The organism is Streptomyces sp. NPDC053542, from assembly GCF_044544685.1.
Taxonomy (GTDB): Bacteria; Actinomycetota; Actinomycetes; order Streptomycetales; family Streptomycetaceae; genus Streptomyces.
The window spans coordinates 146,802-167,843 of record NZ_JBITXL010000009.1 but is presented as its reverse complement, the minus strand read 5'-3'; the positions used below and the strand labels follow the sequence as shown (position 1 = coordinate 167,843).

The 21,042-nt window shown below is 68.7% G+C and carries 17 protein-coding genes; 7 read left to right on the top strand and 10 right to left on the bottom strand.

Annotated features, from left to right (window positions below; genetic code table 11):
• Position 1 precedes the first annotated feature (1 nt).
• The 4 genes from ACIGXO_RS25210 to ACIGXO_RS25195 form a co-directional block, all read right to left on the bottom strand.
• Positions 2-283 (bottom strand): hypothetical protein, encoded by a 282-nt coding sequence (locus tag ACIGXO_RS25210; protein WP_399791048.1) that lies wholly within the window; start codon positions 281-283, stop codon positions 2-4.
• Between the two features lie 209 nt (positions 284-492).
• Positions 493-1,839, bottom strand: coding sequence for an NAD(P)/FAD-dependent oxidoreductase (locus tag ACIGXO_RS25205; protein WP_399791044.1), 1,347 nt, complete (start codon positions 1,837-1,839; stop codon positions 493-495).
• Positions 1,840-1,883: 44 nt separating this feature from the next.
• A complete protein-coding gene (locus ACIGXO_RS25200) occupies positions 1,884-2,579 on the bottom strand; it encodes a transporter (protein WP_399791041.1) in 696 nt (231 codons plus the stop codon).
• 110 nt (positions 2,580-2,689) lie between these two features.
• Positions 2,690-4,159, bottom strand: coding sequence for an MFS transporter (locus tag ACIGXO_RS25195; protein ID WP_399791037.1), 1,470 nt, complete (start codon positions 4,157-4,159; stop codon positions 2,690-2,692).
• A gap of 418 nt (positions 4,160-4,577) precedes the next feature.
• Here ACIGXO_RS25195 and ACIGXO_RS25190 point away from each other — a divergent pair, with 418 nt between their 5' ends.
• The gene (locus ACIGXO_RS25190) at positions 4,578-5,189 is read left to right on the top strand and encodes a TetR/AcrR family transcriptional regulator (protein ID WP_399791034.1); all 612 of its coding nucleotides are present in this window, start codon (positions 4,578-4,580) and stop codon (positions 5,187-5,189) included.
• Between the two features lie 38 nt (positions 5,190-5,227).
• On the opposite strand, the gene ACIGXO_RS25185 is transcribed toward ACIGXO_RS25190, so the two are convergent.
• The 6 genes from ACIGXO_RS25185 to ACIGXO_RS25160 form a co-directional block, all read right to left on the bottom strand.
• On the bottom strand, positions 5,228-6,691 hold the full coding sequence (locus ACIGXO_RS25185) for an aldehyde dehydrogenase family protein (protein WP_399791031.1): 1,464 nt from the start codon (positions 6,689-6,691) through the stop codon (positions 5,228-5,230).
• A 27-nt stretch (positions 6,692-6,718) separates the two neighbouring features.
• A complete protein-coding gene (locus ACIGXO_RS25180; RefSeq protein ID WP_399791028.1) occupies positions 6,719-7,816 on the bottom strand; it encodes a Zn-dependent alcohol dehydrogenase in 1,098 nt (365 codons plus the stop codon).
• Between the two features lie 60 nt (positions 7,817-7,876).
• Positions 7,877-10,249, bottom strand: a complete 2,373-nt coding sequence (locus ACIGXO_RS25175) for an AMP-binding protein (RefSeq protein WP_399791025.1) — start codon at positions 10,247-10,249, stop codon at positions 7,877-7,879.
• A 71-nt stretch (positions 10,250-10,320) separates the two neighbouring features.
• Positions 10,321-11,151 (bottom strand): gamma-glutamyl-gamma-aminobutyrate hydrolase family protein, encoded by an 831-nt coding sequence (locus ACIGXO_RS25170; protein WP_399791022.1) that lies wholly within the window; start codon positions 11,149-11,151, stop codon positions 10,321-10,323.
• On the bottom strand, positions 11,148-12,521 hold the full coding sequence (locus ACIGXO_RS25165) for a glutamine synthetase family protein (RefSeq protein ID WP_399791020.1): 1,374 nt from the start codon (positions 12,519-12,521) through the stop codon (positions 11,148-11,150). Before ACIGXO_RS25165 ends, ACIGXO_RS25170 begins: the two co-directional genes overlap by 4 nt.
• Positions 12,514-13,176 (bottom strand): hypothetical protein, encoded by a 663-nt coding sequence (locus tag ACIGXO_RS25160; protein WP_399791017.1) that lies wholly within the window; start codon positions 13,174-13,176, stop codon positions 12,514-12,516. The genes ACIGXO_RS25165 and ACIGXO_RS25160 overlap by 8 nt, the downstream gene beginning before the upstream one ends.
• A gap of 164 nt (positions 13,177-13,340) precedes the next feature.
• Between ACIGXO_RS25160 and ACIGXO_RS25155 the strand changes: the two genes are divergently transcribed.
• The 6 genes from ACIGXO_RS25155 to ACIGXO_RS25130 all read left to right on the top strand — a co-directional run bounded on the left by ACIGXO_RS25155 (position 13,341) and on the right by ACIGXO_RS25130 (position 20,988).
• Complete coding sequence (locus tag ACIGXO_RS25155) at positions 13,341-14,330, top strand: alpha/beta hydrolase (protein ID WP_399791014.1); 990 nt, start codon at positions 13,341-13,343, stop codon at positions 14,328-14,330.
• 124 nt (positions 14,331-14,454) lie between these two features.
• On the top strand, positions 14,455-16,113 hold the full coding sequence (locus ACIGXO_RS25150) for a flavin-containing monooxygenase (protein ID WP_399791011.1): 1,659 nt from the start codon (positions 14,455-14,457) through the stop codon (positions 16,111-16,113).
• Positions 16,110-16,490: a hotdog domain-containing protein gene (locus tag ACIGXO_RS25145; protein ID WP_399791008.1), complete on the top strand. Its 381-nt coding sequence runs from the start codon at positions 16,110-16,112 to the stop codon at positions 16,488-16,490. Before ACIGXO_RS25150 ends, ACIGXO_RS25145 begins: the two co-directional genes overlap by 4 nt.
• Positions 16,491-16,497: 7 nt before the next feature.
• On the top strand, positions 16,498-17,865 hold the full coding sequence (locus ACIGXO_RS25140; RefSeq protein WP_399791005.1) for a flavin monoamine oxidase family protein: 1,368 nt from the start codon (positions 16,498-16,500) through the stop codon (positions 17,863-17,865).
• A 101-nt stretch (positions 17,866-17,966) separates the two neighbouring features.
• Positions 17,967-19,199: an acyl-CoA dehydrogenase family protein gene (locus ACIGXO_RS25135; RefSeq protein WP_399791002.1), complete on the top strand. Its 1,233-nt coding sequence runs from the start codon at positions 17,967-17,969 to the stop codon at positions 19,197-19,199.
• Positions 19,200-19,440: 241 nt separating this feature from the next.
• On the top strand, positions 19,441-20,988 hold the full coding sequence (locus ACIGXO_RS25130) for a long-chain fatty acid--CoA ligase (protein WP_399790999.1): 1,548 nt from the start codon (positions 19,441-19,443) through the stop codon (positions 20,986-20,988).
• Positions 20,989-21,042 lie beyond the last annotated feature (54 nt).

Sequence of the window (21,042 nt, the reverse complement as noted above, 5' to 3'; positions counted from 1 at the left end):
GTCACCGCCAGGACTCGTCGGCCGGCGAGACACCCGACGCCCCGGTCACGGGCGCGCCGGAGGCCAGGGACCGTTCGAGGGGGTCACACACCCGCGTCGCCTGGCTCTCGTACCACCAGACGCTGCCGGCGAAGACGCCGAGCTGCAGGATTCCCCAGGCGAGTCCCAGCGTGAGCTGCCCGTACACGGGAACTGCGGCGAGCTCGGCGGCGCAGGACAGCACGATGCCGACGGCGAGGGGTACCGCGTTGACGGCAAGGAACACCCGCTGGGCGCGGTGCACGGCTCGGCGGAGGATTTCAGCGCGTTGCGGACGGACATCCGTCGCCGGCTCATCGGGCGGCATCGGAGCGTAGTAGGAGCGCACGGAACTCTCTTGTGAGGAAGGGGGAGGGCATTCAGCTGCCGCATCAGCGCGGTCGGCACGCGGGAGCAGGCCGCCGTGGTCCACCAGGCCGACAGCGGCGTCGTGTCCGGAGTGTCATGGAACGGTCAGGCCACAGGCACCGAGCCTCGTCGGGCGTTGCGCCGGCTTCCGTTGACCAGATCGTTGATACGGTCGACGGCCCAGATGGTGCGCAGTCCCAGTGGGCCCATCATCATCGGAGGAGGGAACTTCGGTTCCTTCCTCCACAATGTCTCCAAGTCCTCGTGCCGCTCGCCGTCGACGATCAGATCGGCGATGAGGGACCCGACGTACGGCGCCTGAGCCAGCCCGTGGCCGTTGCACGCGATCGAGTAGAAGACGTTGTCGTCGATCTGCCCGGCAAGCGGAAGCCAGGACGAGGTGATCGCGATCCACCCTCCCCACGCACGGTCCACAGCGACGTCGGCCAGCGCCGGAAATCGCGTCGCGAAGGCGTCTGCGAGTTCTTCGACCAGCGCCGGATCCGGCTTCTTCCGCGGCAGTGGGTAGGTCGTGCCCCGCTCGAGCCGTCGCACGCCGAACACGATGGTGTTGCGCGACGTCAGCCGGTAGTTCTCCATGATGGCGTGCTGGGTGACGAGCCCCGAGCGGCTGGTCCACCCCATTGCGGCCAGGCGGCCGGGGTCGATCGGCTCGGTCTCGACCTCGATGACCCAGATGGGCACCGAGAGGCGCTTGGGAGCGATGTCCCACTCGCCGGCGAAGGCGTTCGTCGCCAGCACCACCTGGTTCGCCCGAACCTCCCCATGAGGAGTGGTGAGGACGACCTGACCACCGTCGCGCGTGACATCGCTGACCTTCGTCTGCTCGAAGACTCGCGCGGACGAGGAGAGCAGTGCCCGGCGCACCCCCAGGGTGAACTTGCCGGGGTTCATGATTCCGCCGATTACCTCGCGCATCCCGCCGAGGAATCCACGGGGGATTCCGAGCTCTTCGCTCGTGCCCAGTTCCACGTGACCACCGGCGCGTCGAAGGATCTTGGCCACACGGCGCACTCGGCCCATCTGGCCACGCGACACCGCCGCGAAGACGTTGCCCGTCGGTTCGTAGTCGCAGTCGATGTCGAACTTCGTGATGAGGTCCTCCACGAAGTGCGCGGCATGCTCCGCAAGCCGCACCATGCCGGGCATCTTCTTACGGAAGAGCAGATTCAGCAGCTGGAGGTCGCCGCCCGGAGCACCCGCCAACTGGCCCGCGTTTCGGGAGCTGGACCCATGGCCGCAGAACTCGGCCTCCAGCAGCACCACGTCCTGACCGCGCTCGGCCAGTCGGAGCGCCGTCGACATGCCGCCCAGGCCGCCGCCGACGACCACGACATCACACGTGAGGTCGTCGGCCAGTGCCGGGAGGGCGTCTGCGGGTGGATCGACCCAGCCGCTGAAGCTGGTGTACTCCACGTTGTCGGTCGTCATCTCGCTGCTCCTCGTGGTGAGTTCTCTGCTCCTTGATGCGATGCTCAGGACCGAGCAACACGCTGTGCGCTCGAAGCCGGTACCGCGCCCGTCGCCACGTTGTGCTTGTGCAACGCGCCGTAGGCGAGGAAGTACACGAACAGTTGGACTCCCCAGGTGGCCAGCGCGGCGGAGTAGAAGAGCGTGCGGTGCGCGTCGTCGCCCGGAAGCGGGAAGAAGTCATAGGTGATCGCGATCACGGAAGCGGCGGCAGTGGCCAGCCCGGCGCCGATGGCCAGTCCCTTGGCGCCGATTCCCCAGAGCCGCCACGAGAAGTAGGCCAGGAAAAGCGTCGTGAGCACGTTGACCACCACGTAGTACGTCGCGGGACCGACGTGGAGCTCGTGGCTGCGGAACTGCTGGAGGTACAGCCCGGCAACGATGGCCAGTGCGAACGCGCCGACATCAACCGCCACGGTCGGCTTGTACCGGTGCGTCACGCTCATCAGGCCCATGACGAGGATCAGTGTGATGCCGACCGATCGCGAGAAGGCGTCGAAGAAGTACGCGACGCTGTACAGGGGGCTGTCCTCGTCTCCGCCGAGGAGCGACCAGAGGAGGAAGTTCGAGCCCGACGTGGCAACGACCATCCATTCCAGGCCGAGCAGGTAGTTGTTGTAGCGCCGGATGAACTTCCATCCGCAGTAGAAGCCGGCAAAGATCATCCAGAGATCGGCCAGCAGGAAGAGCAGTTCTTTCATGTCATCAGTTCCTTGGGGTCATGCCTTCGGCTCTGAGCCGAGGGCGTGTTGTCGAGTCGTGAGTTCTCGCCTGCTGGAGCCCGGTCGGCCCGGCGCGGCACACGGTTGGTTCAGGACGCAGCGGCTCTGACGCGCCGTCCGGCCCGGGTGCGGGAGATCAGCACGGTCACCACGACGAGCAGGGCAAGGGCGCCCGAAAGCCAGTAGCCGGTGCCGTACAGGCTCTCCGCGGCGACCTCCTGGTGCGTTCCGGGAACAGGAACCAGTGAGGCGCTGAGGTCACCGCTGACCAGCGCCGTGCCGAAGGCGAAACCCACGGCCATGCACGTGCCGGCGACAGCGGCTGCCATTCCGGCCTTCTCCTCGGGCACTGCCACCTGCACGAGGGTGAAGCCGGCCGCGTAGCCGATCCTGCACCCGAGCCCCATGACGGCAGCGCCCACGAGGTACTGCCACCGCTGGTCGTGCGCCACGGCGAGCCAGGCCAGCCCCGCCGCGCTGATGAGCGCCCCGGTGACAAAGACAGGCACACCACGGCCGTTGATCAGAGCGCGGTCGAGCACGGCGCCGCGGACCATGAACGCCACCGCGAAGGGCGCCATGAGCAAGCCGGTCTCCAGAGCGCTGAGCCCGAGGCCGTAGGCGTCCGCCGGCCGAAGAGCAGCAGGAACGATCTGGGCGTACGTGCTGAGCAGGAGCATGAAGGCTGAGTTCACTGCCGCGAACAACGCGATGCACACGCACGAAGCGGTGACCAACGGCGCCTTCATCAGTGCGACATCGAACACCGCCGAGGACGACCTGCGCTCGACACGCACCCAGGCGATGCCACCGACGACGCCGACCACCAACGGGATGAGTGCCGCGCTGCCCCACACGAGACCTTGCGTCAGAGTCAGGAGAATCGTCGCGACCCAAGCGATCATCCACACTGTGCCGAGTACTCCGATGCGGCCGGAGCGCTCGGCAGGCGGGGCGTGGGGGATCGTGGCGTACGACGCGACGGTCGTGGCCGCGCACACCGCAGCGAGGATGATGAAGAAGCTCCGCAGCGACAGGTTCTCGACGATGAAGCCGCCGCCGATCATGCCGACGACGATGCCGACACCGGTGGCGATGACCAGCACCGCGACCCCCACCGTGATGCCGTCCGCGCCGAGATTGCGACGCAGGAAACCGAGCGGAAGCAGCTGCGCCGCGCCACCGAAGCCCATCAGAATGCAGCCGGCCAGAAGGGTCGGATAGGAGTCACCGACCGCCGGAATGAGCGCGCCGACCGCGAGGAACGCGGACGCCGCCACGGAGGCGTTCCGGTCGCCGCGCAGATCGGCGAGGCGCGGCAACAGGATGAAACCCGCTCCCCCGCCGAGGGTCAGCGCCGTGTAGAGCCACGTGGTCTCGGCCACTGTGGCGAGGCCGTACTGCGCCTGGATGACCGGCAGGAGCGGCGGCAGGATGAAGATGACGGCGTTGGTCAGGACGACCAGCAGTGCGCCTACGCCGATGAGCACCCCCTTGTTCGGCGCAGGGCGAGCCGTCTCCTCGCGGGCGGGACCGGCCGCCTTGTTGATCTCTGTCATGGTCGTCTCCGATTCGTGGTCAGCCGTGTGCCGGGGGCCCGGCACCGATGGAGCTAGCCGTCCTGGGCTAACGGACCGAGGCCGCGATCCCCCGGGCGGGCGCCGACCGGCTGGAGACTCGACTCATCCGTAACGGAGCGTGCTATCACGTATGCCTCCTGTTACTGCTGCGACTTGACCGCACGAGGGGGACGCCCCTTCGGCCGGAACTGACCTGTTTGCACTGGGGTGCTGCCGAGTCGGAGCTTGTGATCCGCCTCATACGTTAGAGTTGACTTGGTCATCCGATCAAGATGCTTGACCAAGTTTGTGTCCTGGTCGTGACCACACCCATCGGCCGCCGACCCAACTGCTAGGCTTTGGGGTGACTTGATCAGGCGTCCAACTCGATGGATGTCACGTACACGGGGAGGAAGTCGTGCCACGAATTCCCGCCGCAGAACGGCGTAGCGACTTCGTCAAAGCGGCAGTGGAAGTCATCGCGACCCACGGCATCGACGGCGCCACGACCCGGCGGATCGCCGAGCAGGCCCAGGCGCCCCTGGCGACGCTGCACTACTGCTACAACTCCAAGGAGGACCTGTTCGCGGACGTCTTCAAGTTCGTGGCCGGCAAGTTCCGCGATGTCATCGAAGACAGTGACCCGCATGCCGACCTGACCGTGACAGCCCGCCGGCTCCTGCGCGGTGCCATGGAGTGCTACCTCGAATCGGCCAACTTCGCGGCGACGGCACTGGAACTCATCAGCTGGGCACGGCGGCAGCACGAAGAGCGCGGTATCGGGGTGTACAACCAGGCCGTTGATGCCTTGCGCAGCGCGCTGCGGGGCGCGGCCTCGGACCATCCGCTCGAAGCGGAAACCATCGATCAGATCGCCTATGTCATTGCCACCTTGGCCGATGGATTCGCCCTGAACTGGTTGACGTACGGGGACCGGTCCGCCGCGACGGAGCACATGGAGGTCACCGTGTCAGTACTCGACAGCTGGCTCGCGGTTCGGCTCGAATCCGCGCCGGCGGCACTGAGCTGACCCGGCACGGAAGTCGCGGACCGGGTGGTTTCGCGGTCTCACAACGGGAGGTCGGGCGAGTCCACGCCGACGACCCTGTCGCCACAGAAGACGCGCACCGACTCGGCCGGTCCGTGGCCGCCGATGCCGGCCGGGCCCCAGAAGCTCTGGGCCGAGTCGTCACCGAGGTCGGCGAGCTTGGCTCCGTTGACGCGCACCTCGCCCGACAGAAGCCGGGAGCCGATCTCGATCGCGCGGTCGGTGTCGGTGCCGAACACGTAGGCGTCGAGGCCCGACGGATTCGCGTTGGCGACACGCAACGCCTGTTCGTCGGAGTCGACGGCGTGCAGGGAGACGACAGGGCCGAACAGCTCGGCGGTGGCCTTCGCCGGATCCGCTCCCGCCGCGATGGTCGGTGAAAGGAAGAAGCCGTCGAGATCGGGGAGGCGGGCCGGCCGGTGGATGGTCGCGCCGAGGTCTCGCAGTCCGTCGACCCGCCGCTGCAGCGTCTCGAAGTGCGGCGCGTTGGAGATCGGGCCGATCTCCACGTCGTCGTCCAGCGAGTGACCGACGACCACCTTCGCGATGCGCTCGGTCAGGGCTTCCCGCAGCGCCTCGGCGAGGCTCCGGTGGACGAGAACCTTGCCCGGCCCTTCGCACCACTGGCCGTTCAGCTTCGTCATGCCGTCGAAGATGCCGTCGGCCGCCACGTCGACGTCGGCATCCTCCAGGACGAGCGCGGGGTTGTTGCCACCGAGCTCGAGCTGGAGGACCTTGAAGTCCTCGGCAGCGGACCGCGCGATGGCGCGGCCGGCGCCGGGACCCCCGGTGAAGGAGACGATCTTGATGCGCGGGTCGCTTGTCAGCGCGGCACCGACGTCTCCACCACCGTGCACGAGCTGCAGGGCGCCGCTTGCCAGTCCGGCTTCGACGAAGCACTCGACGATGATCTGAGCGCTGCCCGGAGCATGCTCCGACGGCTTCAGGACCACCGGGCAGCCCGCTGCCACGGCGCTCACGACCTTCGCCGCCGGGATGAAACTCGGCCCGTTCCACGGAGTCAGGATCGCCGCGGGCCCCCAGGGGACCTTGTACAGACGGACGTCCCGGCCGCCCGCCGCCAGGGACTTGACCCGGGGGATGTTCACCAGGTCGGCCGCCGTGGACCGGATCCTCGCGGGCAGGAAGGCCGCCACCTTCCTCGTGACGCTGATCGGCGTACCGCTGGTCAGCGAGTCCGTCCGGGCGATGTCCTCGGTCCGGGTCTCGATGATCGCGGCGACGCGCTCGAGGACGTCCGCGCGCCGGCGACGTGCGTCCTCGTCCCACCGGCCGACCTCGTAGACCCGCTCGGCGTGCCGCAGCGCCCGCTCGAGGTCCCCGGGGACGGTCGTGACCATCCGGTGCAGCGGCTCGCGGGTGTTCGGATCGATGTTCCACGCGTCCGGGACCGTGGCGCACTCGCTCCAGCTGTCGGCGATGTAGTTCACCGGCTGGGGGATGGCTGTCTCGGCATTCGGCATGTGAGTCCCTCTGCAATCGCTGGTGGATCAGGACTGGAGGTCGACGACGATGCGGGTCACATCTCCCGATCTCATCGCCTCGAAGCCCTCGTTGATCTCGTTGAACGGGATGACCTGGGTGACCATCTCGTCGAGCAGCAGTCGCCCCTGCTGGTACAGCCGCGCGAGCTGGGCGATGTCCTGGCGCGCCTGGCCCGAGCCCATGTAGGACCCGATGAGGCGCTTCTCGCCGAAGAAGAAGTCGGACGCCGGCACGCTGAGTTCGGTGCCGTCCGGGGCGATTCCTACCAGGCACGCGGTACCGGTCGGGCGCAGCACCGCCACGGCCGTCGCAGCGGTGCGGGCCGATCCGACTGCCTCGAAGGAGTAGTCGACCCCGTCGCCCAGCTGGGCGTGCAACTCCGCGACCACGTCTGCTGTGCCGCCGTTGATGACGTGGGTCGCGCCGTAGCCCCGCGCGGCCTTCAGCCGTGCGTCGTCCAGGTCGATCGCGACGATGGCGGACGCTCCGGCGAGCCTGGCCCCCTGGATGATGGCCGAGCCGACGCCGCCGCAGCCGATGACCGCGACCGTGCTGCCCGGGCGGACCCGGGCGCCGCGGAAGACGGCACCGACGCCGGTGATGACGCAGCAGGCCAGCAGGCAGCCGACATGCAGTGGTACGTCGTCAGGGAGCCTGACGAGCGCGTTCTCACGCATGAGGACGTGCCGGGAGAAGGCGCCGATGTCACCGAGCCGTTCGATCGACTGCCCGCTCGTGGTCCGGAAGGCGGGCCGCGGACGGCGGCGTACCTCCTCGACGCGTTGGCACTGGGTCGACCGACCGGCCTCGCAGTTGACGCATCGGCCGCAGGAGGGTGTCAGCGCGCCGACCACGCGGTCGCCCGGGCGCAGTCCGGTCACCTCCGAACCGACCACCTCGACCACGCCCGCCACCTCGTGCCCGACCACCACCGGCAGACCGGTCGGCACCGTTCCGGTCATGTAGTGGAGATCGCTGTGGCACAGCCCCACGTTCGTGACCGCGACCCGCACCTCGTGCGGTTCCGGGTCGTCCACCTTGATCGGGGTCAGCTCGAGCGGCTCGTTGACCGCGGTGAGTACCGCGGCCTGTGTGTCGATCATCTCGACGTCTCCTCTGTCGTGCGTCTGATGAAGCTGCTGGGTTCCGCCCGCTCCCGGGCCCTACGGGCGGGTGCTCCTGGCGTTCCAGAAGCCCTGGATCCCGGCGCTGAGCACCCCGCTGTCCCATGCCTTCCGGCCGGCGTCGTCCTCACGGGCGAAGGCCCGCTCGATCTCGTCGGGCCGCGGCCGCAGGAGCGCGAGGTGAAGGGCCGTCGTGCTCCCCTCGGGGGTCCATTCGATGACGGTGTCGATGGCCCGGCCCACCAGGCGGTCCGGCTCGACGGTCTCGTCCAGGAGCCCTATCCGCAGGGCCTCGTCGGCTCCGATGCGCGGGGACCCGAGGACCAGGCGCATCGCGTGGTTCCGGACCAGGCGCCCCAGCAGCACGCTGGACGCGTTCGAGATCGTGATGCCCCGGGCGTTCTCCGGCTGGTAGTACTCCGTCGCCGGCGTTCCGATGCGCGCGTCGCAGCACAGCGTGATCTCTGAAGCGCCGCCCACCGCCAGTCCGTTGACCGCGGCGATGACGGGAACCCGTGTGTCCAGGATCGCCCGGGTGATGTCGTGGAAGCTCTCGAACGCCTCGCGGAACTCGGCGTCCGTGGACGGCGCACTCCGGAGATCCTCACCCGCCGAGAAGGCCCGGCCCTCCCCGGTGAGCACGATGCCGCGCACGCTCTCGCCGGTGCCGAGCTCCCGGATGACGCTCGCCAGCCGCAGCCGGGTGGCGACATCGAGGGCGTTCAGCTTCTCGGGGCGCCTCAGGGTCAGCACCGCGACGTCCCGGACCACGTCGACGTCGAGGAATTCTCCGCCGGCTGTGGCACGAGAGACGGACTTGCTCCGCCGGGCACCGAGGTCGTACGTCACGCCGGGCTGCTCCGCGGCCCGGGCCTTCAGGGCGGGCTTCGAAACACGTTCGGACGGCGTCCGGGGGAAGTCGGCGACGAATTCGACGTAGCGCGGCACCTTGAAGCGCGCCAGTTCCCTGCCGGCTCGGGCGATGATCTGCTCGGCGGTGGCACGCTCGGCCGGCACGCCTTCCGCGAGCTGGACGAATGCCTTGACCTCCTCACCGAGGGTCTCGTCGGGTTCGGCGACGACCGCGGCCGCGACGACCGCGTCGTCCCGCTCGAGGGCGGCCTCGACCTCGACGCTCGCGACGTTCTCGCCGCCGCGGCGCACCATGTCCTTGATCCTTCCGACCAGCTGGATGCCGCCGTCCGGGCGGCGGACCACGACGTCGCCGGTGTGGAGCCAGCCTCCCCCGGCGGCTACGCCCTCATTGCCGGGGGGACCCCCATTGCGCAGCACCCTGGCGGTGTCCTCGGGGCGGTTCCAGTAGCCGTTCATCATCGGCTTGCCGGAGGTGATCAACTCACCGGGCTCGCCGTCGGGCACCTCGGCCCCGACGGAGTCGACGACCCGGACCTGTTTCGACGGGACCGCGCGCCCGAGGCTTCCGCTTCCCACGGCGTCGACGTCGTCGAAGGGGCTGAACAGGTCGACTCCGGACTCGGTCATCCCGTAGATCTCCCGCCACGGGGCGCCCCACCGGTCCTCCAGCTGGGCATGAAGTCCGACGGGGATGCCCGAACAGAGCACGAGACGCACGTCGTTGTCGCGGTCGTCGGGAGACGGCGGCTGCTTGAACAACAGGGTCGGCATCGATCCGAGGACGTAGAAGAAGGTGGCGCGGTGCCGGCGGACGTCGGCGAAGAAGCTCGACGCGGAGAACCGGGGCAACACCACCAGCGGGGCCCCGATGGTCAGCGCCAGCGCCGTGTTCCACTGCGGATCCATGTAGGAGAAAGGCTGCGCGGTCAGGAGCACGTCGTCGGTCCCGAGCCCGGTCGCCGCGGCACAGATCCAGCCCAGCCGGACCCAGTAGTCGTGGGTGAGCATGCACGCCTTGGGAAACCCTGTCGTGCCCGAGGTGTACTGCAGGTTCGCCAGGGTTCCGGCGTCGACCGGCACGGTGGGAGCCGTCGCCGGAAAGGGCTCCGACCCGTCGTCGGCGACGTCGACGACGCGGACCCCGGCCAGGTCGGGCTCCGCCGCCAGGACCTCGGCGAACAGGCCGGCACGCGCAGCGTCGGTGACCACGACGCGCGCTGCCGAGTCCCGGAGGACGAAGGTGAGATCGGCTCGCTGGTACGAGGAGTTGACCGGAACCGCCACCGCGCCGGCCTTGAGCGCAGCGAGCCACACGACCGGCCAGTGCACGACGTTCGGGAGCATGATCGCGACCCGGTCGCCCGGTTGGACGCCGTCGAGCTCGATCAGTCGGTGCGCCAGCCTGGAGGTCCACTTGTCGATCTCGGCAAAGGTCCACGACCATTCACCGAAGCGCAGGAACTCCCCGCCGGGCGACTCTTGTGCGCGCTGCGACAGCAGCGCTGTCAGGGTCGGGACGGAGGGGTTGTCCCCCATCTGATCGGGCCTCACGACCGGTCGGCGCCGCGCCTGGGCGCCTGCCCCGTGTTCGGCTGTCACGTTCACGGTCACCGGTAGCTCCTCTGCTCTTGGCCGACGTCCCTGGAGTCGACGTACCTGTGATCCCGAAGCCGTCCGGCCGCCTCCTCAACGATCCATGTCATCGTCGGATCGGAGCTCTCCATCCACTCCGGATGCCACTGGACTCCCAGGACCGGGGCGCCCGGGAGTTCCACTGCCTCGACGACGCCGTCGTTCGCCCGGCCGGTCACGACCAGGCCGGCACCGCATCGGTCAACGGCCTGGTGATGCCAGGAGTTGGTCACTGTCCGTTCTCCGAACAGTGCTGCCACGATCGAGCCGGGTTCGAACGCCACGCTGTGGTCGGCCGTGCCGTCGGTCGGTGCGGTCTCCGGCGACAGGTGGCGCACGGCACCCGGCGGAAGGTCGGCGACGAGGGTTCCACCGAGTGCGACGTTGAGCACCTGCATGCCTCGGCACACACCCAGCACGGGTATCCCCCGTTCGAGCGCCGCGCGGACGAGGGCGACCTCGTACTCGTCCCGTGCGACGTCGTGCGTCGTCGGGTCCGTCCGCGGATCGACGTCGCGGACCGCCGACGCGTCGCCGCCCCAGCAGGCCGGGTGAACGTCCTGGCCGCCGCTGATCACCACGCCGGCCAGCCAGTGGCAGACCGCTGCCGCATCGGTGTCGTACGTCAGGTTCACCGGGAGCCCGCCGGCCTGTGCGATCCGGCCGGCGAAGTCCGACATGTAGCTGTCGGTGCACCGGTCGCCGTACCGGCTGTCCGCTCCCTTGACCAGGTCCAGCCGGTAGCGCCGCCCGGTGATGCCGATGAGCGGCCGCACCGCGGCCGCACCGTCATGCGGCGCGTTCACGGCAGTTCGAAGTAGCGGGTCGACTCCCACTCCGAGAGCTCGGCGAATGGATCGCCGCCCGCGGTGTGGAACTGCATCCACTCCCACTTGCGCGAGGCGATCCAGTAGTCGACGAACTCGTCGCCGAGGAGCTCTCGCAGCATCGGGTCCGCGTCCAGGGCCGCGGCCGCCTTCGTGATGGTGTCCGGGATCCGCTCGATGCCCAGGCCCGGCGGCAGGCACCACGCCATGTCGGTGACCTGTTCCGGCGGGGTGATCTTGCGCTCGACACCGGCGATGACGCCGGCCAGCACGCCGGCGAGCGCGAGGTAGAGATTCGCGTCCGCGCCCGGAAGCCGGTACTCGAGGCGGGAGTACTTCGGGTGTCCGCAGACGGCCCGCACGGCTGTGGTCTTGTTGCTGATTCCCCAGCTGATGGTGACCGGCGGTCCGCTGAGGTCCACCAGGCGCCGGTAGGACGTGATCTGCGGCAGCACGAGGGAGGTGTTGCCCTCGATCGTGGCGAGCAGGCCGCCGATGGCGTGCAGCATCGTCTTCGAGGGGCCGTCCTCCGCGTAGAAGGCGTTCATGCCGTCGCGCTGGAGGGAGAGGTTGATGTGCGATGCCTGGCCGTAGCCGGCGGTGGGCTTGGCCATGAAGGTCACGGTGTGGCCGCGCTCGAACGCGACCTCGCGCATGATCTGGCGGGTCCGCGCCCATGCGTCACCGACGGCGATCGGATCGCCGGGCGCCAGGTTGAGCTCGATCTGACCGGCGGCGTCCTCGTCGCTCCATGCCTCCCACGCGATGCCGACCTCGTCGAGACGGTCGGCGACCGCGTTCATGTACTCGGTCCAGTCCTTCGACTTCGCGAGGTGGTACGCCGTTCCCGCAGACCCGCCGAGAGGCGTGAGGTCGCGGTACCCACGGGAGCGTGCCTCGTGGATCGACTCCTCGAACACCGTCGCCTCGATCTCGACCGCGACCTTTGCGGAGAAGCCCTGCGAGGCCAGCCGGTCGATCATCTTTCGCACGAGGTTGCGCGGACAGATCGGCACCGGCCTGCCGTCCTTCAGCCAGTAGTCGCCGATGACCGAGTCGAGACCCGGCTGCCACTCCACCAGCGTCGACAGGTCCGGCCGGAGGTACACGTCGTCGAGGTGGCCGCGCCATTCCGGGTAGGCGGCACCGAAGACGGGGACGTTGCCGAGGTCGAGGCCGAACAGCAGGTCGGCGAAGGCGAAGCCGCTGTCCTTGCCCGAGGCGAACTTTTCCGGCGCGACATTCTTGCCGAGGAAGCAGCCCTCGTGGTTCGTCGCTTCGAGCCGGACAGCTCGCACTCGGGAGTCCGGACGGCCGGTGCCCGTGACGGGCTGCGTGAGCTCAGACATCGTAACGAACCTTCCAGGAGGCGCCGGTCATGACCGACAGTTGGGAGAGAGTGCCCTGAATCCCCAGCGCGCCCGAGCTCAGGACCGCAACAAGGTCGTCCGCACCGGAGAACACCCCGGCGAGCGTCTCGGGAGCTCCGGCGATCAGGTACTGCGCAGGGCCGTCGCCCAGCACGACCTGCTCCAGGCCCTCGGGCCCTTCGGTGACCGCGATGAGCATGTCGGGGATGCCCGGCAGTGATCGCGTCGCTTCCCAGAAGCGCTGAGCGGCCTCGCGCCAGCCCGGCAGGGGCGGCGTGAGCGCCTGCACGACGCCCCCGGCCAGGTCGGCATCACCGGAGAAATCCTCGGCCGGCGCGAATCGCGCGTTCAGGTCGACGGTGACGGTCGCGTCCGGCTCGGCCAGGACGCCGCCGGCCACGTCGATGCCGTTCTCACCGAAGCTGATCGTCGCGGCCTGGGGTGTGTCGTGGGAGCGGATCGCCACGGTGCCGGCCGGCCTCTGCAGGGTCTCGACCGCATGTCCCAGCCGGGCCGAGTCGCGCAGCGTACGGCCGATCAATCGAACCATGGGACTCGCATCGTCTTCGATCCTGACGGCGACCTCTGCGGCGCCCGCTGGGGCCGCCGTGGGGGCTGTCATGGCTTCGGTCATCCTTCGGTCCTTTCACCCTCACGAGAGCGCACGCGGCACGTGGCGCGGCCGGCTTCTCGAAGAGTTCATTAGATGGTCACATGACTCGATCGTTTGACCATGTTGGAGGTAGGGTCACGCAGTGTCAAGACCCTTCTCGCCATGCCGCCCGGAAGGCCGCTCATATGACCAAGCCACTCCCGTCGGGCTGGGAACGCCTCGACGCCGACGCACTGCTCGCAGCCCGGGCCCTCGCGGAGGCGATGCCGGCGCCCGTGCGTGACCTCGGGGCCGAGGCGGCGCGCAAGCTCTTCGCGACCGCGCCCTCCGACCACCCTCTGACCCCCCTCGACCGCGTCGACGAGCTGACCGTGCCCGCCAGGTCAGGACCCCTTCGCGCGCGTGCCTACCACCCGCCAGGACCGCCCCCCGCGGGCCCGCGGCCGGCGCTGATGTATCTCCACGGCGGCGGGTTCGTTCTCGGAACCCTCGACGGAGTCGATGAGGTCTGCCGCGCCATCGCCGCACGATCCGGATGGACGGTGCTGTCCCTGGAGTACCGACTCGCTCCGGAGCACCCCTATCCGGCGGCCCTCGAGGACTCCTTCGACGCGCTGGCCTGGTTGCGCGGATCGACCCTCGAGTCCGGCATCGATCCGGACATGATCGCCGTCGGCGGCGACTCGGCGGGCGGCAATCTCGCCGCCGCGCTCTGCCTCCGGCTCCGGGATCTCGGGCGCGCACTGCCCGTGTCGCAGGTTCTCGTCTATCCCGCGGTCGACGATGCGTTCACCACGCCGTCCTGGCGCGAGTGCGCCGAAGCACCCCTTCTGACCACCGCCGATGCGCGTTGGCTCTGGCAGCAGTACGTCGGCCCCGACCCAGGGGTCATCGACCGGTACGCGGCCCCGATGAAAGCGGCGTCCTTGCGGGGATTGCCGCCGGCCTTGGTCCTGACCGCCGAGGTCGACCCGCTGCGCGACGACGGCGAGGCGTACGCCGAGCGACTGAAGCACGACGGCGTGCGTGTCACGTCCGTCCGCTATTCAGGCATGTTCCACGGCTTCTTCACCGAGGTCGGCACCTTCGCCAAGACCGATGCGGCGATCGATGACGTGGTCCGGCATCTGCGCGGCATCGCCGCGACCCGCGCGGCGACGGCCTCGACCTCTTGACGGACAGCCGGGGCATTGACGAGCACCCGGCCCCCGGCTACTTTCTTGGTCATTCGACTCAGACGGTTGACTGCTAGCAGCGACAGGTCGACGACCCGCTCCGGACCACGAGAAGGCAGAGCCCATGACTGACCCCGCTTCGTCCACCGCCCCCGTTGTCGACGTCCTGTGCGTCGGCGCCGGATTCTCCGGCCTGTACGCCGCGTACAAGGCAGCCGAGCAGGGCTGGTCGTTCGCCGGATTCGAGACCGCGCCCGACGTGGGGGGCACCTGGTACTGGAACACCTATCCCGGCGCCCGGTGCGACGTCGAGAGCATCTACTACTCGTACTCGTTCAGCGAGGAGCTCCAGCAGGAGTGGACCTGGAGCGAGCGCTTCGCCCCGCAAGCAGAGATTCTGAGCTACCTCAACCACGTCGCCGACCGTTTCGGCCTCCGTCAGCACTTCCGCTTCAACACCCGGGTGACTGCGGCCACTTGGCTCCCCGATGAGCATCTCTGGGAGGTGACCCTCGACTCCGGCGCGACCTGCCGGGGCCGCTACCTCCTGGCCGGCTCCGGCGGCCTGTCGACGCCGAAGGACTTCGACGTGCCCGGTCTGGAGAACTTCGCCGGGCTGACGGTGTCGACGAGTCGCTGGAACCTCTCGCTGGACGACCTCGCCGGCAAGCGGGTCGCGGTCATCGGCACGGGATCGTCGGGCGTGCAGTGCATCCCGCTGATCGCCGAGGTGGCCGATCACCTCACGGTCTTCCAGCGGACCGCGAACTACGTCTTCCCCGCGCGCAACGCCCGAATGTCTGCGGACGTCGTCGACGAAATCAAGAGCAACTACGCCGCCATCCGCGAGGAGTGCCGGCACTCCCCCGGCGGCATTCCGGACCGCCCCGCGACCGACAAGGCATTCGACGTCTCTGACGAGGAACGTCGCCGGCGTTACGAGCGGGCCTACGAACGCAGCGGATTCCTCGGTGTCGGCGCGGAGTTCTCCGACCTTCTCACCGACCCGAAGGCCAACGAGACCGCGGCGGAGTTCATGCGCGAGAAGATCCGCCAGATCGTCGACGACCCGCAGACCGCCGCCCTCCTGGAGCCCCGGTTCCCGTTGGGCGCCAAGCGCAGCTGTTTCGGAACCGACTACTACGAGACGTTCAATCGTCCGAACGTCTCGCTCGTCTCGCTGCGCGATGAGCCGATCACGACCATGACGTCGGACAGCATCGTCACCGAGCGCGACTCCTACGCCGTCGACGCCATCGTCCTGGCGCTCGGTTTTGATGCCTTCACCGGCCCGCTGTACGCCCTCAACGTCAGCACGCCGGAGGCGGGCAGGCTGCAGGACGCATGGCGAGACGGTGTCCGGACCTATCTGGGCGTCATGACCGCCGGCTTCCCGAACTTCTTCATGATCGGCGGCCCGCAGAGCCCCGCGCTCGTGAGCAACGTCGTCGTCACGATCCAGCAGGCGGTCGACTGGATCGCCGATCTGATCACCCATGCCGAGGCGAAGGGCGGCGATGTCATACCCACCGCGGAGGCCCAGGACGATTGGGTGAGCATCACCGAGGCCACCGTCAACCAGACCCTGTACGCGAAGACCGACTCCTGGTACCGCGGTTCGAACGTGACCGGCAAGCCGGCCACCTTCCTCGGCTACGTCGGCGGCGTGGGCAAGTACCGCCGCATGTGCACCGAGATCGCCAAGCGCGGCTACCCGGGCGTCAGGATCGGCGGACAGACCGTCGCGCCCAGGATCGGCCGCATCGATGAGGAAATCGCGTGAAGGTCGTCCATCAGCGATACGTCGCCCACTCCGATGCCCACTACGCCGGCAACCTGGTCGACGGCGCGTTCAGCCTGAAGCTGTTCGGGGATGCCGGGACGCATCTGGCCATCACGGTCGACGGCCACGAAAGCCTGTTTGCCGGGTACTCGTCGGTCGAGTTCCTGGCTCCGGTCCGCGGCGGCGACGTCATCGAGGTCGAGGCGCGTCTCGCGTCCAAGGGAAACCGGAGTCGCACGGTCGAGTTCGAACTGCGCATCATCTGCCGCTCCTTGGACGAGACCGGCCGCGCCGAGGTACTGACCGAACCCATCGTCGCCACTCGCGCCCGAGGGACGGGTGTCGTCCCTGCCGGTGCAATCAAGAACGGAAGTTGATGCCGTGATGAATTCATCGAACGACGTACGTGAAGAGGCGTGCGAGGTCGTCGTGGTCGGTGCCGGCATGGCGGGGCTGATGGCGGCGACCACCCTGTCCGATCGGGACGTCGTCGTGCTCGAAGGTACCGGTCGGGCCGGGGGGCGGGTGGATTCGGTTCGCCGGGGCGACTACTGGATCAACCTCGGAACCCAGTTCACCGAGGGAACCGGCCCCTTGATCGAAGCCCTCGAACGCCACCAGGTCCCCATGGGGACGCTGGCGGGCAAGAAGGTGGCCCTCGCGCTCAACGGAAAGCAGGTCGACACCTCGAATCCGTTCGGCCTGATGTTCCGCTCCCGGATGACCTTCATGGACCGGGTCGGACTGGCGACTGTCGGCGCTCGTATCCTTGCGGCCGTACCGTTCCTGGCGATGAACCCCGACAATTCCCTGGCGAAGCGGGTACGGGCGGCACTCGATGCCCGCTCCGCGTCGTACGTGCTTCGCGGCGTCCGCTCCGAAGTCGCGCGGGCCATGGTCCGGTCCTGGTCCGGGCAGTGGATGGGATGCGAGCCGGAGGAGACAGCGGCGACCCAGTTCGCGATCTCGATGGGGATACTCCTGACGGACCCGGAGAAGGTTCCGAACTTCTCTCTGCCGGAAGGAGGAAACCAGACCCTCACCGACGTCCTGGCCGCCGACCTCGGTGATCGGCTGCGGCTGAACTCGCCGGTGAGGTCGGTGGAGTGGACCGAGGACAGCGTCGTCGTGGACTACGAGGACGAGAACGGACCGGCGCGGATACGCGCCCGCCGTGCGATCGTGGCCGTTCCCAGCGACGTGGCTGTGAAGCTCATGCCCGGCCTCCCACCCGAGTATCGAGCGGCGTTCGACGACATTCACTACGGCCGGTACGTGGTGGTGGGCTACTTCACCCGCGAGGGAGGCCCGCAGCGATGGGACGATTACATCGCTGTGTCGACGCCGCAGCTGTCGTTCCAGGCGATGTTCAACCATGCCGCGGCCATGCGCGGCCCTGGCCCACGAAAGCCGGGCGGCGCGCTGGCCTGCTTTGCGGGCGGTGCGGTGGCCGACAGCCTGTTCGGGCTCACCGATGAGGAGATCGTTACTCGGTTCACCGCGGACCTCCTCTCGCTCTACCCCGAGCTGGAGGGGAAGCTCGACGAGGGGATCGTCCGACGTCACCCCCGGGTGGTGCCGTTCTGGGCACCCGGCGGACGTGCCTCGCTGCCGACACTGCGCCAACGCCTCGGCCCCGTCCACCTGGCCGGCGATTATCAGCTCGACATGCCCTCACTCGCCGACGCGGCCTCGTCGGGTGAGCGGGCCGCGGAGCAGGTTCTGGCGAGCCTGTCCCGCCCGGTGCGCTGACGACCGGCGCTCACCGCATTCTTCGGCCGCCCGCACCGGCGGTCGTTCCCCGACATCTTCGGACCCGCGATGCGCGGCTGACACCTGCAAGGAAAGTAACCATGTCTGCCATACCGAACCCCGCCCGTCAGGCGGACCGGCTCTACCACGACCTCCTCTCCCCCGCGGAGACCCGGGAGGTCCGCGACCGAGTGCGGAAGATCGCCGCCGACGTCGTCGCCCCCGCCGCACGCCGGATCGCGAACGGGGACGAGCGCGTCGACGGCTTCCCGCGGGACGTCTTCGACGGCCTTGCCTCCGCCGGCCTGTTCCGGGTGCCCTTCGCCGCCGAGGTGGACGGGGACGGCTTGGCCCACCCGGTCACGGCGACCGCCGTCGCCATCGAGGAGCTGGCCTACTACTCCAGCAGCATCGCGGCGGTATTCGACGTGCACTGCATCCTGGCCGGCAATGCCCTGACCCACGGCACCCCCGCACAGCAACAACAGTGGCTGCCCCGGGTCGCGGGCGGCTCGGTCGTCGGTGCCTTCGCGACCACCGAGCCCGAGGCATCGTCCGACCTGAGCCCTCAGGCGGTGCGGACCGTCGCCGTCCAGCGGGACGACACCTGGATCCTCAACGGCCGGAAGCGGTGGATCTCCAACTCACCGGTCGCAGGATTCATCGTCACGCTCGCGCGCACCGGCGACCGGCTCTCGATGTTCATCGTCGACACCAACCTGCCCGGAGTGCGAGTCGGCGAGCCCGACCGGAAGATGGGCAACCGCGGCCAGCTCACCGCCGACGTGTGGTTCGAGGACGTCGAGCTGGCAAACGACGCTCTGCTCGGCGGCGAGCCGGGACGCGGCCTCCGTCACGCGCTCGCCACACTCACGCTGGGCCGCATCGGCATCGCCGCCGCCGGTGTGGGCATGGCGCAGGCCGCCTTCGACCACGCTGTCGCGCACCTGTCGACCCGGGAGGCGTTCGGACGGAAGCTGGCCGCCAACCAGCACTGGCAGTTCCTCCTGGCCGACCGCGCCACGGAGATCGAGAACGCCCGCAACCTCTACCTCAAGGCTGCGCTGCGCCGTGACGACGGCGAGGTGTTCCCCGAGCCGGAAGCCGCGATGGCGAAGCAGTACGGAAGCCGGCTGGCGGTCGACATGGCGCGCGACGCGGTCCAGGCGTTCGGTGGTCTCGGCTTCGCCCGTGAGCTGAGCGCCGACGGCACGCCGGGGCCGGTCGAGGCGATCTACCGCGACAGCAAGATCGGGGAGATCTACGAGGGCACCAACGAGGTCCTGAAGTGGGTCATCGCTCGCGGCATCTTCGGCAAGGAGATCACCGGCTGAGCCTCGCGGGCCGCACCTTGCTCATGCCGGGCGGCAGCCGCGGCGACCGAGGCTGCCGGCACCATGTCGTCGCCGGAGTCACCGATCTCCCGCCGCACGGCGACACAGGGCAACTCCGGTACGACGTCTTCGCCGATCCCCCGCAGTGACGGCATACGCGGCCGCGCTGAGGGGGTGAAGCGCGGACCACACGACCATTCGCGGGCGAGCAAGCCCGCCGCGAGGCTCATGAGGAATCACCATGCTGAACCTGTCGATCCTGCTCGAGGACTCCGCCCGCAAGTACCCCGACCGCGAAGCCGTCGTACTGGGCCCGACCCGCCTGACGTACAGCCAGGTGAACGCCGCGGCCAACCAGGTCGCGAACCTGCTCGTGGAACGCGGGATCGGCCCCGGTGACAGGGTGGCCCTCAGCTGCCCGAACCTGCCGCACTTCCCGGTCGTCTACTACGGCATTCTCAAGGCCGGCGCAGTCGTCGTCCCGCTCAACGTGCTCCTGAAAAGCCGCGAGATCGCCTACCACCTGGACGACGCCGACGTGAAGGCGTACTTCTGCTTCGAGGGCACCCCCGAGTTGCCCATGAGCGCCGAGGGCTTCACCGGCGTCAAGCAGGTCGACGCCGTCGAGCACTTCTTCGTCATCACCGGTGATCCGGCCGCTCCCAGTCCCATCGACGGCGTCGAGACGCTCAGCGGTGCCCTGGCCGGCCATGGCACAACGTTCGACTCAGTAACGACCGAGCCCACCGACACGGCGGTCATCCTCTACACCTCCGGGACCACCGGACAGGCCAAGGGAGCAGAGCTGTCGCACGCCAACACGGTGATGAACGTGCTGGCATGCAACCGCCTGTTCCGCAGCACGCCGGCTTTCGACAGCCACCTGCTCTGCCTCCCGCTCTTCCACACCTTCGGTGCCACGGTGCAGATGCACGCGGGCTTCTCGATGGCTGCCACCCTCTACCTCGTTCCTCGCTTCGACGCGCGCGAAGTCGTCGACCTGATGAGCCGTGAGCCCATCACGTTCTTCGCCGGCGTACCCACCATGTGGTGGGGGCTCCTGGCCGCACTCAGCGACGACATCGATATCGAGCGCATCGCGGGCAACCTCCGGATCGGCATCTCCGGAGGTGCCGCACTCCCGATGGAGATTGCCCACCAGGTCGAACAGCGCCTGGGGATCACGGTGCTCGAGGGATACGGATTGTCGGAGACTTCTCCCGTCGCGACGTTCAGCGACCCCGATCTCGACCCACGCCCGGGATCGATCGGGGTGCCCGTCTGGGGCGTCGAACTGAAACTCATCGACGACGACTGGTCCGAGCTGACCGAGAGCGGCCAGGTCGGCGAAATCGCGGTCAAGGGCCACAACGTGATGAAGGGCTACTACGGCCGACCGGAAGCCACCGCGGAGGTCATCCGCGATGGCTGGCTCCGCACCGGCGACCTCGCACGACGCGACGAGGACGGCTTCTACTACATCGTCGACCGGTCGAAGGACCTCATCATCCGGGGCGGCTTCAACGTCTACCCGCGTGAGGTCGAGGAAGTCCTGATGACCCACCCGGCGGTCAGCCTGGCCGCCGTCCTCGGCGTACCCCACGACAGCCACGGTGAGGAGATCAAGGCGTTCGTCATCCTCCGGCCCGGCGCCTCCCTCACCCCCGACGAGCTCGTCGCCTGGGGCAAGGAGCAGATGGCGTCCTACAAGTACCCGCGCATCGTCGAGTTCGTGCCGAGCCTGCCGATGACGGCCACCGGAAAGATCCTCAAGCGCGAGCTGGCCTGAGCCCGCCGCACAGCGGAGTGACAGGAAGGTCTGCCACTACCTCGTGGCCGGCAC

What these genes read in the sequence shown, in the direction of transcription:
- ACIGXO_RS25205 (WP_399791044.1), bottom strand. Translation starts at nt 1,839, where the DNA reads ATGACGACCGACAACGTGGAGTACACCAGCTTCAGCGGCTGGGTCGAT.
- ACIGXO_RS25200 (WP_399791041.1), bottom strand. Translation starts at nt 2,579, where the DNA reads ATGAAAGAACTGCTCTTCCTGCTGGCCGATCTCTGGATGATCTTTGCC.
- ACIGXO_RS25195 (WP_399791037.1), bottom strand. Translation starts at nt 4,159, where the DNA reads ATGACAGAGATCAACAAGGCGGCCGGTCCCGCCCGCGAGGAGACGGCT.
- ACIGXO_RS25185 (WP_399791031.1), bottom strand. Translation starts at nt 6,691, where the DNA reads ATGCCGAATGCCGAGACAGCCATCCCCCAGCCGGTGAACTACATCGCC.
- ACIGXO_RS25180 (WP_399791028.1), bottom strand. Translation starts at nt 7,816, where the DNA reads ATGATCGACACACAGGCCGCGGTACTCACCGCGGTCAACGAGCCGCTC.
- ACIGXO_RS25175 (WP_399791025.1), bottom strand. Translation starts at nt 10,249, where the DNA reads ATGGGGGACAACCCCTCCGTCCCGACCCTGACAGCGCTGCTGTCGCAG.
- ACIGXO_RS25165 (WP_399791020.1), bottom strand. Translation starts at nt 12,521, where the DNA reads ATGTCTGAGCTCACGCAGCCCGTCACGGGCACCGGCCGTCCGGACTCC.
- ACIGXO_RS25160 (WP_399791017.1), bottom strand. Translation starts at nt 13,176, where the DNA reads ATGACCGAAGCCATGACAGCCCCCACGGCGGCCCCAGCGGGCGCCGCA.
- ACIGXO_RS25155 (WP_399791014.1), top strand. Translation starts at nt 13,341, where the DNA reads ATGACCAAGCCACTCCCGTCGGGCTGGGAACGCCTCGACGCCGACGCA.
- ACIGXO_RS25150 (WP_399791011.1), top strand. Translation starts at nt 14,455, where the DNA reads ATGACTGACCCCGCTTCGTCCACCGCCCCCGTTGTCGACGTCCTGTGC.
- ACIGXO_RS25140 (WP_399791005.1), top strand. Translation starts at nt 16,498, where the DNA reads ATGAATTCATCGAACGACGTACGTGAAGAGGCGTGCGAGGTCGTCGTG.
- ACIGXO_RS25135 (WP_399791002.1), top strand. Translation starts at nt 17,967, where the DNA reads ATGTCTGCCATACCGAACCCCGCCCGTCAGGCGGACCGGCTCTACCAC.
- ACIGXO_RS25130 (WP_399790999.1), top strand. Translation starts at nt 19,441, where the DNA reads ATGCTGAACCTGTCGATCCTGCTCGAGGACTCCGCCCGCAAGTACCCC.